This is a genomic window from Stenotrophomonas sp. 1L-E-5-B-C3, from assembly GCF_057292075.1.
The window spans coordinates 117,138-129,611 of the sequence record NZ_JBXAWS010000002.1; the positions used below are offsets into that span (position 1 = coordinate 117,138).

Below are 12,474 nucleotides of genomic sequence, written 5' to 3' on the forward strand. Positions count from 1 at the left end.
TGCGCAGTAGTGCGGGTCAACGACAGAGGCGCAGAAGTGCCGTGATCTCCCTGGAGAAGCAACATGGCACAGACGATCGTGGGTCTGAACGACCCCAAGGCCCGGAAGCTGTGGTCTGCGGACCTCATGGTTTCGGTATCCAAACAGTCCTACTGGACGCGCAAGATGATGGGCAAGGGGTCGGAGACCTCGATGCCGGTCATGCTGCAGACCGACCTGGAACAGGAAGCGGGCGACACCATCAGCTACGACCTGTCCGTGCAGCTGTCCGGTGGCGTCATCGAAGGCGACCAGAAGGCCGAGGGCAAGGGCGAGAAGCTCGACTTCTTCACCGACAAGGTCTTCATCGACCAGGCCCGTAAGCCGGTCAGCTGCGGTGGCCGTATGAGCCGCAAGCGCACCGTCCACGACCTGCGCAAGGTCGGCCGCAACCGCCTGACCGAATTCTGGGCGCGCTTCTACGACGAGCTCTTCTTCATGTACGGCTCGGGCGCCCGCGGCATCAACGAGGACTACAACGTCCCGCTGAACTACGCCGGTCGCGCAGGCAACCCGTTCGAGACGCCGGACAGCTCGCACATCCTGTTCGGCGACGGCGCCAGCAAGGCATCGCTGACCGCGGCCGGCAAGATGAGCCGTGTCCTGATCGAGCGCGCCAACACCAAGGCCGCTTCGCAGGGCGGCGGTTCGACCCAGGTGGCGGAGATCCAGCCGATCACCATTGCCGGCGGCGAGCACTTCGTCACCGTCATGCACCCGTTCCAGGCGCATGACCTGAAGACCTCCACGGATCCGGGCAACTGGCTGGACATCCAGAAGGCGGCCGCGGCTGCTGAAGGTGCCAGCAACCCGATCTTCAAGGACAACCTGGGCATGATCGGCAACACGATCCTGCACAAGCACAAGTCCGTGGTGCGCTTCGGGGACTACGGCGCCGGTGGGAACGTTGCGGCGGCTCGCGCGCTCTACCTGGGCCGTCAGGCCCTGGTGCTGGCCTTCGGTTCGCCGGGCAACGGCCTGCGCTTCGACTGGTCCGAGGTCCCGCTCGACCACGGCAACGACATCGAGATCTGCGCCGGCGCCATCTTCGGCATCAAGAAGACGCGCTTCAACGGCAAGGACTTCGGCACGATCGCCCTGGATACCGCCGCGGCCGATCCGAACCCGCAGTAAGCCTCACACCAAGAGCCCCGGCATGCCGGGGCTCTTGCGTTCAGAACTCACATCCTTCGCAGGAGAAATCCATGTCCACGAAACTCGCAATTGGCCGCAACAGCGGCGCATCGTCGCCGGCCGCCGGCCTGCTGGTGGTCAACGACTACAGCTGGCCGGTTGAAGCCGGTGCGGATGGTGATCTCGTGTTGATCGGCGAGCTGCCGGCCAACCACAAGCTGCACAGCCAGGGCTCGGGCCTGTTCGCCAAGCTGGACGCCGGCGGCAAGCTGGCCGCGCAGAACGTCACCGTCTTCATCCCCGACGCGATCGACGGCGCCTCTGCGGCCGGCAATACCGTCATTGCGCCGACCGCAGTGGTTGCCGATACCGCGGCCTTCGTCCCGATGTCACTGCATCTGATCGCCGAGGCCCTGGGCTCCAAGCCGGTGAACCGCCCGGTCTACGTGAAGCTCAATACCGCCCCCGGTGCTCAGCAGGGCGAGCTGATCCTGCGCCTGGCTGCCTTCCCGGCCTGAGCCCCCAACCGTAGCGGGGCTGCGGCTGCAGCCCCGCCTACCAGGAGCATCCCATGCTGATTGCATGCAAGTTCAAGCGCCCGAAGGCGCCCGTTGAGCTGGACGGCAACGTGTACTTCTTCGTGCCGATCGATCCCGCCAATGCCGATTCGGAGCACGTCGCCGACGTCGAGAACTCCGACCACATCCAGCGGTTGCTGGGCATCCCGGAGGCCTACTACATCGCCCGGGCCCAGAGCCTGCAGACCGCCACCAAGCCGGTACCGCCGGTCGCCCCTGTTGCAGAGCAGGATTCGCCGCCGCCGCCGGCTGGCAGCAGCACCGGTGCCGATGCCGACGCCGGCGGATCGGACACCACGACCGGCACCGACGCCGGCAGCAACGAACCGCCGGCCGGCGCCAACGTGGCCGCCACTCTGCCGCCGGAGATCGTTGAGGCCGCGGCCCAACTGAACGGCCTGAGCTGGCAGAAGCTGAAGGCCGAGTTGGCCAAGGGCGGCATCGCCAAGGTGGTGATCAAGGCCGCCCTCGACCTGGAACTGGCCAAGCCGGAACCCGACCAGCGCGGCACCACCCTGAAGGTGCTGAGCCAGGCGCTCGAGGAAGCCTGACGTGGAGGCGCGCACCCTCAGCCAGTTGATCGAGGAATGCCGGGAAGAGCTCGACGACGACGTGGCTCCCTACCTGTGGAGTGACGCCGTGCTGACCCGGCACCTCAACGAAGCTGTGGAAGAGGCGTGCATTCGGGCGCGGCTGCTCGTGGAGAGCGGCCGCCCCGATATTTGCCACATCAACCTGGAGCCGGGCCGAGCCGATTACCCGCTTCATCCGACCGTGTACGTGGTCCGGCGCGCTGTGCTGGCCAGCAACCTGTCCGACCCGCTCTGCAGGACCACCAGCGCCGCCCTGGACGGACGGCACCACCACTGGCGCACCGAGGCAGGGCGCCCCGAGTACCTGGTGCGCGATCGACAGGCGCGCGAGGTGTCGGTGAGCCCGGTGCCTGCGGAAGTCGATGTCCTGCAGCTCACGCTCTGGCGCGTGCCGGAGGCCGCCGAGGCGATGGAAGACAGCGAGGACGAGCCGGTAATCGATGCCATCCACCACCGGAAGCTGGTGCACTGGGCCTGCTGGCGGGCCCTGAACAAGCGCGATTCGGAGCAGCGCAGCACCGCGGACGCCGACCGACACCTCGCACTGTTCGAGAGCTACTTCGGCGAGCGGCCCACCGCGCGCGCGCTGCAGCAGCTATCGATCGACCCCGCCACCGGCACCCAACCCATGTGGTTCTGACATGCCCGTTCGCGATGACGACCTCCGCCCAGCAGGCCCCTGGCCACTGGGCATCAACAACGTGGCCGGAGAAGGGGCGCTGCCGACCGATGAGAACGGGATCCCGCGCGCGCTGCGTGAGGCGGATAACGTCGACCTGGACGCCGCCGGTCGGCCGCAGCGCCGGCGCGGGCATCAGCGTTTCCGGCCCGGCGCGCTGACCCATTCGCTGTGGAGCCATGAGCACCTGCAGTACGGGCTCTTCGTCGATGGCGGTCGGCTTCATGCCCTGCATGAGGATGAACGCGTGGAAACGCTGGACATCGACGTCGGCCTGGACCCGCTGAGCTACACGCTGATCGGCGATCGCGTCTTCTTCAGCAACAGCATTTCGTGCGGTGTGCTCGACATCGACCTGCAGGTGCATTCCTGGTCGCCTGAGCACCCCGCGGGCCAGCCGGGACTGACACCGTCCGCAGCAAGTGCGCTGGCGCCTGGGCAGTACCAGGTAGCGGTGACCTTCATCGATCGACTCGGCCGTGAGTCGGGTAGCACGCTGGCCGCGATGATCGACATTGCCGAGGGCGGTGGGTTCGAGCTGAGCGACATTCCGCTGCCAGTGGCGCCGGACACGGCTTCGGTCGCGGTGTACGTCTCCGGGCCGAACGACCAGGTGCTGCGGCAGTACGTCATCCTGCCGGCCGGCACCCGCTCGGCGCCGGTGCTGTCTGCCGGCGAGGGCAGGGCGCTCACCACTCAGTTCCTCCGCCCGCTGCCGCCGGGCCACATCGTGCGTGGTGCGCACGGCCGGCAGTTCGTAGCCAGTGGCCAGGAGGTGCTGTGGTCGGAGCCGCTGCGATACGGCATGTTCCGGCCGTCGACCAACCGCATGCGCTTCAACGCACCGATCGACCTGATGGAACCCATCGGCGACGGACTGCAGGATGGCGCCGGCCTCTACGTCGCTGCCGGCGCGCGGACCTTCTGGTACGCAGGCGCCGACCCGAAGGACTTCAGCCAGGCAGTGGCGCGCGGTAGCGGCGCGGTGCCTGGCTCGGCCATGGTCGTCAATGGCGACGTGGTTGGGCTGCAGTCGGCGGCACCGGTGCTGGTCTGGCTCGCCCGCGACGGCTACTTCTGCATTGGGCTGCCGGGTGGCCAGGTGCAGGTGCTGAAGAAGGGCGAGGCAGTTGTCGACGATGCCGATCATGCAGCGCTGCTGCTGCGCCAGCAGGACGGACTGAGCCAGCTCGTGGCCGCGCTGCGGGCACCCAAGGGCCAGGCGCTGGCCGTCACCGACCGGGCAGTCGCCCACGTCATCCACCGAGACCCCTGAGCCATGGCTGTGTTGGCCAAGCCAGACGACGTGAAGCGTCGCCTGGAGATCTGCCGTGCGTGTCCGAACGTCGAACGGCTCGGACGCCGCCTTTTCCTGCGCTGCAGGCTCTGCAGCTGTCCCCTGGCAAGCAAGACCCGATTTCAAGGGGCTTCCTGCCCCGCGGGCAAATGGTAACCACCGAAGGAGCAAACCGATGAAGATCATGAAGGCCCTGCAGAACCTGGGCACGGTGGGGCGCGACGCCATTCGCGCAATCCGCCGGCACAAGTACGAGCTGTCCGAGGCGGGCATCTACATTCCCGCGGCGCGCGCGACCATCGGCGGCACGTTCCGGCATGCCCACGCCACTGCAGGCGGGGAGTTCGGTCCGTGGCAGGTGGACCCGAATCGACTGGTCAAGGAGGGCCTGAACTACATCCTCAACACCGCACTCGGGGGCACCAGCCAGCAGACAGCCTTCTACCTGGCGCCGTTCGCGGGCAACGTGACGCCGGCAGCGGACTGGAAGGGATCCACCTTCAAGGACGTGGCCACCGAGTTCACGGGGTACACCAACAACAGCCGTCTGCCCTGGACCACCGCACCCTCGACGGCTGAGGCGATTGGCAATAGCGCCGCCCTTGCCGCCGCGACGCTGGTCTACTCGGCAGGCGGGCCCTACAACCTCTACGGAATCGGCCTGCTGACGGGCTCGGCCAAGGGCGCTACGGCGAACATCCTGATCGCCGCCACCCGCTTCGCAACGCCGCGCACCAACCAGCTCGCCGGCGACAAGCTGGCGCTGGAATACGTGCTGTCGGCCAAGGACGAGGGCGACGTCACCTGATGAGCGGGCCGCGGTACAGCGGATGGACACCTATCGTGGTCGTTGGCGATCGGGTGGTTGCGGCCCAGCACGTCCCGGAAGCAAGGAAGCTGCTGGGCTTCGTGCTCGAAGAGGCCAAACGGAATGGCCTCGGGATCGCGAACCTGCGCCGGGAGCTGCAGGACGGCACGGTACTGCTGGCCGAGAAGATCGGCGAACTGCCACGCGTCACCATCATTGCCCCTGGGCCACCGCCGGTGGAGGAACCGCCAGAGCCCCGCGGCGGCTTCATCGTCTGGCCACGATGGGACGTGCCCACCGGCGACCCCGCGCAGCGCGGGTCGCAGGTGGATCCGACAGGCAATGACCCCACCGGGTGGCTGGAGTTCGCCGGCAGTCGTGTGGTCACCCGCTACTGGCGCCGATGGGACGTGGTCGACCAGATCCAGGGCGCACGCTACGAGAGCTACAACCGGCCGGATCTGTATCCCGACGGGCTGTACTTCTTCGGGAACATCGATTGGAAGGACGGCGAGGACCTGGCGCTGTCGTTCTACGGATTCTGCTCGAGGTACGTGCACGACGTTGCCCTGCTCGACATCGGCGCGCGCTGGGTGCTGCAGCAGGGCCAGGCCCTGTTCGACCGGATCTCCTACCGCGACGAGCTGCAGCAGGATCCCCCGGAATACCTGTCGTGGCGGATCAACTCCGCCTGCGTGCGCAAGACGTCGGCCGGAGCCCACGAGCTGGTGGTGGCGTTCACCAACTACACCCAAGGCCAGCCCACCACCGCGCAGTCGGCGTTTGTGGCCTTCAGGTTGCATAGGAACGAGGGGACGCCGCAGAAGGGTGACTGGGTCATCGAGCCCGGCAGCCATCGACTGCTGGGAATGACACCTGGCCAGATCAACCCCGAAGGCAGCACGTCGGGAAACACCTTCACCGATTCGGCCATGCCCTGGTTCTTCAATGGCGATGGCACCCGAGCGATTCGGACCGTCAACAGCGAGCAGACGGCCGCTGTCGCGTTGGTCAACACCATGACCCAAGAGGTGGAGATCTCCGACAGCAGCATCACCCACACCGCGGTCCAGGCTGCCTATCTGCAGGGCAACTACGCGGGGAGCGGCGGCAACTTTGCCTTGGTCGCACCCACACGTGGCCTGGTCGTGTCCGACTTCGCCGGCATGGAGCGGAAAGACGCCTACCTGGCGCTGCGGCGGAGCGAGGGGCGGTTTGCTGTGGAGGCCAACAACTACCAGGGAATGGTGCGCGTCTCCGTGGTGCTGGAGTTCGATGGCGGCGAGATCTCTCTGATCGATCGAGACTTCGCGGTGGGCAATGACCGCCAGGACTATCACCTGCTCGCGTACATGGATGTGCGCCACAACCTGTTCTCCGGGTGGCGGATCCAGGGCTTCAACGGCGCTCACACGATCCAGCCGTTTGCCTACATGGCGGGCCGGATGGTGTATGGCCAGTCCGAGCCTGTGGCATGGGATCCGAGTTCCGGCACCGGCGCGCCTTTCCCGGGCCTGGATACCCGTGCTCCGGGCGCCGTCACCGATGGCCTGGTGTTCGGCAGCTACTGGGTCGGCGCCAGCGGATCCGGATGGGGCCCACGCACACCGAATCAGACGGGTGTGATCTGGAACAAACACCCCCGCGAGGGCCTGATCGCGTTCAGCGGTTCATCGCTGCTGGTGCCGCTGATGATGGATCGACAGGGCGTGAGGGACTTCCTCGGCTTCGATTGGGCCGGGGGCTGGAACTACAACAAGGGGCGCTACTGCGTCTCGATACCCGGCGCCTACACCGGTGCACTGAACTACCTGACGGGTCATGACCTGGGGGCGTTGCTCGGCGTTACCGCCGAGGACAGGCGCTTCTACCCGCTGACCGTCCTACCCAAGCCCATCTAGGAGCCTTCATGGCCGTGAACACTTCCACGGGGTTCGAGGCGTCGATCCTTGGCCCGTCGGCATTCGAGGGGATCTTCCGCGCCGGTTGCATCGAGATCCGCACCGGGCCCCAGCCGGAAACTGCAGACATGCCGGCCACCGGTGCGTTGCTGGCGAGAATCACCGTTGACGGCGGCGTCTGGCAGCCAGGCGTTTCGGCCAATGGCCTGAGCTTCGTCCGCAACGGCCGCTACGTCTACAAGGACGCCGCCCAGCGGTGGGTACTTCGCGGGCTCGCCGCGGGAACCGCGGGCTGGTTCCGCCTGGTCGGCAACGCGCCCGACGCCGGCGCGGTCTCCTTCGAATCTCCCCGCATCGATGGCGCGATCGGTCTAGACGACGACAGCCCGGGCGACTTCCAGATGCGCCTGCCCACCCTGGCCATGGCCACCGACACCAGCATCGAGATCGGTGAATGGTGGTTTGCGATCCCCCCACTCTGACGAAGGAACAGCACCATGACGATCTCCATCCCGCTCGCGCAGGCCCTGCTTGGGCAGGTCAAGAATGCCCTCGACGGCGGCTTCCTTTACGTGTTCGCTGGGCCGGTACCCGCCTCGGCCGACGCTGCCCTGGATATGGTCGGCAGTCACACCCAGCTGGCGAAACTCTCGGTCACCGGCAGCGGCCTGACCTTCTCCGCTCCTGTCGGCAACGTCCTGCCCAAGGCGCCGGGCGAACAGTGGGAAGGCCTGATTGCTTTCGAGGGCGCCAACGCCGGCGCCCCGAGCCTTTCCCCCTCGTTCTACCGCTTCTGCTCAGCGGCAGACGATGGCCGTGGTTCCGCCACCGGCGTTCGTCTGCAGGGCACTGCGGGCGGGCCTGCCTCCAACGCGGCCGTGCTGTTCAGCAGCGACGTGATGACGGCCAACGGCAGCAACAGCACCGGCGTGAGCATCTTCAACGTGGTTGCCGACCAGGCCAGCTGACATGTTGTCCAAGCCGCCAGTCTCCAGGTACGTCCCGCCCCAGCCCGCGAAACCTGCGGTGCCGTACCGGGCTTCCTATACCGTCTGTGGCGCCTCGCCGGCCCAGGGCTACTGGCGGCAGGAGTGCAGCGAAGGCCGGATGCCGGCTCCGAGCAATGGCGCTGTGCAGCTGCCGAAGGGCGCCACCATCCTTGCCTATGAAGAGCAGAACGGCGTCACCTACGTGCGATACATGCTGTGCAGGAGTGTGTTCGTTCAGACCTCGCCGCCTGGCCCCGTCACCTGTACGACGTATCCGGAGCAGAAGGCGGAGCCTGCCGTGCCGGGCGTTCCTCCGCGCAGGGAATACCTCTCGGTCTTCGAGTGGGACGCCGGCGCCGACAGCGCGGACGAGCTCGACGGTGATGTCGCGATGCGGCTGACGATGAGTCGCTCCGTGGGTGTGGTGGTCGGGCTCGCCATCCTGGACGAGGCGGAGCTGTCTGACCCGGCCCGGGTCCGACATGGGCTGTACTTCCATCAAAGCGAGGGTGGCCGCCTGCAGGCCTGCGTGCTGGAGCGCGGCCGCCGCGTGTCGCCGATCCGGCTCTATGACCCCCAGGACCTCTGGGAGGTAAGGCGCATCGGCGGCACTGTCCACTACCTGCACAACGGACAGCGCTTCTACACGTCGCAGCAAGCCAGCCACGGGCTCGTGGTCGTGGGTTGTGCGATCTACGCGACCGGAGATTTCATCGAATGACCATCGAGTTCCTGCCGCTGCAGCATGCGGAGATCGAGGGGCGTGGCCAGGTCACGTTGTCACTGAGGGCCGTGGGGGTTGGCTCAGGGCTCGGCGCAGCCGGCAGTGCCGTGCTGCGCCTGGGCTCGTCTGGACAGGGGCAGATCTACTTCGGCGGCGGGGTAGACCCGGTCGTACCCGCCAACGGTGCCGCCGCACTGAACCTGGGCACGTCGGGGCAGGGCTACGGCCGTGACATCGGCGGCGGAGCCGCGGCGATCAGTGTGCGCGCTGCAGGCTTCCAGACGGCCCCCGGCCGTGGAGCGGGCGGCGCGCGCCTGGCGCTGTATGGCAGCGGTCGACAGGTCACCACGCCGCTTGCCTATGCAGGCCTGTCTGCCCGACCGCGCATGATCTCTGCGTTCGGCGGGCGCTGGTTTGCGTCGCCGCGTTCGTCGCTGGCCGTCGGCGAGATCCGGAGCAGCCTGCCAACGCACGTGCTTAACGAAGTGCTCTCCATCGACGAGACCCGGCGCAGCGCGCTGCTGGCCAGCTGCAGGACGGCGGACACGCTGAGCCTGGAAGATGGGGCAGCGGTGGTGTTCATGCTGCTGGTCGAAGAGGGGATTGCCTTCAGCCCGGAGATTCGCGCTGACTCGATCAGGCTGGAGCGCGTCATCGACCGCCTGCTGATGCTGGGGGTGGCCACGTCCTACGCCGATGCGCTGAACGCCCTGGTCGGTGGCCTGTGGTTCGGCGCTCTGACCGAGGCACTGCGCACGGAGACGGTCACCGATGGACTGCTGGGCTCGGACCTGGTGGCCAGCCTGCAGCGCGCCGCAGAGCGCGTGGTGGACGGCATGCTGGCTGATGCCGCGGCATTCGAAGCCGGTACCGGCGTGGTGATGGTGGATGAGCAGCTGCTCGTCGGCGCCGCCGGCGGCGCGACGGCCGAGCTGGCCCAGCTGCTGAAGGACGGGCTGGGATTCGTGACCCGCCTGGCGCTGGACACCGGCGAATACGTCGCATGGGTCATGAACACCGAAAGCCGCGCGCTGAGTCGTTACACCCAGTACCCATTCAACAGCTTCGCCAAGATCGGCGGTCGCTACTACGCCGCGGCTGCGGACGGCCTGCACCGGCTTGATGGCGATGACGACGACGGCACGCCGATTGCTGCGCGGCTGCGGCTGGGCCTTTCCGCATTGGGCACGCGCCGCCTGAAGCGGCTGCCCGAGGCGTTTGTCGGCTACACCGCCACGGGCGCGCTGCTGCTGCATGTGATCACGGTCAACGAGCAGAGCGGCCAGAAGGAAGCGGCCATCTACCGGATCCTGGAGCGACCGGCATCGAGCGAGCGAGAAACCCGCTGGAAGTTGGGAAAGGGGATCAAGGCCGTCGACTTCGACTTTGTGATCGAAAACGTGGACGGCGCCGACTTCGAGCTCGCAGCCATCGACTTCAGGCCGATCTATCTTGATCGCCGGACCAGGGGATGACCATGGCAGGACCTTGCTTCTGGCGCGAGCCATTCAACCTTGTTCAGGACTGCGGCGAAGATCCTCAGCCCAGTGACTGGATCATTACTTTCAACAACGGATTGGTGGGAGGCGAAGAAGTATCAATGCTTCCCGACTTTGTGGTTGGAACCGACTTCCTGCTCACGATCGAAGGCGACGTCGACGGGCGCACGCTCGAGATGCGCTATCGCATCGACAGCGACCGCTATGCCCCCTACTACATGGATCAACAGACCAGCTACAACGGCCCCGACGGGGCTGCTGCCGTGGCAACGCAGGGTGCAAATCGTTGGGACGTATCGATCTACGTCCTGTGGAGCTGACTGGAGAAGCATGAATGGCAACTACCTGGTGTCCTGACCTGTCGGCGGATGCCGCGATCACGCTGGTCGGAAGCGCGCATGACAAGTTCATGGAGCTCGGCTCGACCACGTACAACATGGCCGTGTCCAACCTGCAGGGCCTCAACAGCGTTCGGCTGGACCCAATCGACTTCAACGTCGACTTCCGCTTCGCCGATCCGCAGGCCACGTTCCAGCGGCCGCGCCGCCCCGACCTGGATGAAGGGGCGCTGGAATTCCGTGCTCCTGATGTACCGCTGCCCAGCGCGCCAGGCTTCGTGGCTGCTCCGATCTCGATTAGCGAAGCGCCGGAGCTCGACGCTCAACCACCGACACTAGCTTTCGGAGCAAAGCCGACCACGCCGAACGTGGTCGAGCCGACGCTTCCTGTGGATCCGGCGCCGATCGTGCTGCCGGCGGAGCCGACCTACGTCTTGCCGCAGGTGCCGACGTTCGAGGCACTGAACCTGCCCGACGTGCCGAACATTGCCTTGCCGGAGTTCGAGGCGGAGAAGCCGATCTTCATCGAGCCGCCGTTCAACGAAACATGGCAGTTCGAGGCCACCCCGTATGTCAGCACGCTGGTGGACACGCTCACCGCCACGCTGAAGCCGATGATCGTCGGTAGCCAGGCCCTGCCAAGGATCATCGAGGACGCGATCTTCCAGCGCGCGCGCAGCCGCATCGAGCTGGACACCCAGCGGAACGTCGACCAGGCGGTTTCGGAGTTCGCCGCCCGTGGCTTTGCCGAGCCCCAGGGCATGCTGGCCGGGAGGATCCTGGAGGTCCGGCAAACCGGGCAGGGTGCCGTGGCCGAGGCCTCTCGTGATACGGCGATCAAGCAGTTCGAAGAATCGCTGGCCAACCAGCGCATGGCCATTGCTCAGGGCGCTGCGCTGGAAGGGACGCTGGCGCAGCTGCACACCGACGAGCAGAAGCTGATGCTGCAGGCGGCGACGTTCCAGCGCGAAACCGTCATCGCCGTGCTGAACGCCAGGATCTCGGTCTTCAACGCTCGCCTGCAGGCCTACCAGACCGACGCCCAGGTGCTGCGCGATCGCATCCAGGCGGAGCTGGCCAAGGTCGAGGTGTTCCGGGCCCAGATCGAGGGGGAGCGGGCACGGGGTGAGATCAATGAGCAGCGGGTGCGCCTCTACGAGTCGCAGCTGCGCGGTGTAACCACCCTGGCCGACTTCTACCGCACCCGCGTCGAGGCGGTGAAGGTGCAGGCGGACATCAACCGCTTCGGCATCGACAAGTACCGCGCGCAGGTCGACGCCTATGAGGCCCGCTGGCGTGCCCACGTCGCCGAGTGGCAGGGCTACACGGCCAGTGTGGAGGGCGAGGGCAAACGGGCGGATCTGTATCGCACGCTGGTCGATGCCAATGCCAAGCGTGTCGATGCCTGGGCGGCCAGCAACAACATGCAATTCGAGGCCGAGCGCCTGCGCATGGCTCAGCACGGGGTTGACCTGGACGTGTGGCGCGCCGCCATCACTCGTTGGGACGCGACGCTGAGCGGCGAGCGCGCTCGCCTGGCTGCTGTCGGCCAGGCGTTCGACGCGAAGGCGCGGATCTACAGCGCCGACGCCGGCGTGGAGCAGGCGGCCTCGGCCGCGGCCGATCGCAGTTTCGAGCTCGGACTGGCGCGGGAACGTGCCGACGTCGACGTACAGCTGCAGCAGGCCCAGATGCGCATCCAGCAAATGCTCGGCCTGCTGGCGCAGTCGGCGGAGATCCAACGCGCAAAGGCGCAGATCTCCAGCCAGCTCGCCGCCAGCACGATGAGCGCGGTCAGCTATGGAGCACAGGTCTCCAGCGGTCGCAGCAAATCCAACTCCTGCTCGCAGAACTACAGCTTCCAGGGCGAGATCGCGGACGCCTGATCCGCCTCA

At 66.7% G+C, this 12,474-nt stretch carries 13 protein-coding genes; all 13 read left to right on the top strand.

Annotated features, from left to right (window positions below):
• Positions 1–63: 63 nt before the first annotated feature.
• The 13 genes from AC0Z6F_RS03350 (at position 64) to AC0Z6F_RS03410 (ending at position 12,465) form a co-directional block, all read left to right on the top strand.
• A complete protein-coding gene (locus AC0Z6F_RS03350) occupies positions 64–1,173 on the top strand; it encodes a N4-gp56 family major capsid protein (RefSeq protein WP_046430114.1) in 1,110 nt (369 codons plus the stop codon).
• A 71-nt stretch (positions 1,174–1,244) separates the two neighbouring features.
• The gene (locus tag AC0Z6F_RS03355; protein WP_049419540.1) at positions 1,245–1,691 is read left to right on the top strand and encodes a hypothetical protein; all 447 of its coding nucleotides are present in this window, start codon (positions 1,245–1,247) and stop codon (positions 1,689–1,691) included.
• A 53-nt stretch (positions 1,692–1,744) separates the two neighbouring features.
• Complete coding sequence (locus AC0Z6F_RS03360) at positions 1,745–2,302, top strand: hypothetical protein (RefSeq protein ID WP_049419541.1); 558 nt, start codon at positions 1,745–1,747, stop codon at positions 2,300–2,302.
• Between the two features lies 1 nt (position 2,303).
• The gene (locus AC0Z6F_RS03365; RefSeq protein WP_100449861.1) at positions 2,304–2,984 is read left to right on the top strand and encodes a phage adaptor protein; all 681 of its coding nucleotides are present in this window, start codon (positions 2,304–2,306) and stop codon (positions 2,982–2,984) included.
• Position 2,985: 1 nt separating this feature from the next.
• Positions 2,986–4,299 carry a hypothetical protein gene (locus AC0Z6F_RS03370; protein WP_485616725.1) on the top strand — a complete coding sequence of 438 codons (1,314 nt, stop codon included), beginning with the start codon at positions 2,986–2,988 and terminating at the stop codon, positions 4,297–4,299.
• 196 nt (positions 4,300–4,495) lie between these two features.
• Complete coding sequence (locus tag AC0Z6F_RS03375; RefSeq protein WP_478448272.1) at positions 4,496–5,128, top strand: hypothetical protein; 633 nt, start codon at positions 4,496–4,498, stop codon at positions 5,126–5,128.
• Between the two features lie 35 nt (positions 5,129–5,163).
• On the top strand, positions 5,164–7,029 hold the full coding sequence (locus AC0Z6F_RS03380) for a hypothetical protein (protein WP_485616724.1): 1,866 nt from the start codon (positions 5,164–5,166) through the stop codon (positions 7,027–7,029).
• Between the two features lie 8 nt (positions 7,030–7,037).
• Entirely contained in the window at positions 7,038–7,511 is a 474-nt protein-coding gene (locus tag AC0Z6F_RS03385) for a hypothetical protein (RefSeq protein ID WP_088475838.1), read from the top strand.
• 15 nt (positions 7,512–7,526) lie between these two features.
• Positions 7,527–7,997 (top strand): hypothetical protein, encoded by a 471-nt coding sequence (locus AC0Z6F_RS03390; protein ID WP_485616722.1) that lies wholly within the window; start codon positions 7,527–7,529, stop codon positions 7,995–7,997.
• 163 nt (positions 7,998–8,160) lie between these two features.
• Positions 8,161–8,739, top strand: a complete 579-nt coding sequence (locus AC0Z6F_RS03395) for a hypothetical protein (RefSeq protein WP_485616720.1) — start codon at positions 8,161–8,163, stop codon at positions 8,737–8,739.
• Complete coding sequence (locus AC0Z6F_RS03400; protein WP_485616718.1) at positions 8,736–10,217, top strand: hypothetical protein; 1,482 nt, start codon at positions 8,736–8,738, stop codon at positions 10,215–10,217. Before AC0Z6F_RS03395 ends, AC0Z6F_RS03400 begins: the two co-directional genes overlap by 4 nt.
• Positions 10,214–10,561, top strand: a complete 348-nt coding sequence (locus AC0Z6F_RS03405; RefSeq protein ID WP_485616716.1) for a hypothetical protein — start codon at positions 10,214–10,216, stop codon at positions 10,559–10,561. The genes AC0Z6F_RS03400 and AC0Z6F_RS03405 overlap by 4 nt, the downstream gene beginning before the upstream one ends.
• Before the next feature lie 14 nt (positions 10,562–10,575).
• Positions 10,576–12,465, top strand: a complete 1,890-nt coding sequence (locus AC0Z6F_RS03410; protein WP_485616714.1) for a hypothetical protein — start codon at positions 10,576–10,578, stop codon at positions 12,463–12,465.
• Positions 12,466–12,474: the final 9 nt, after the last annotated feature.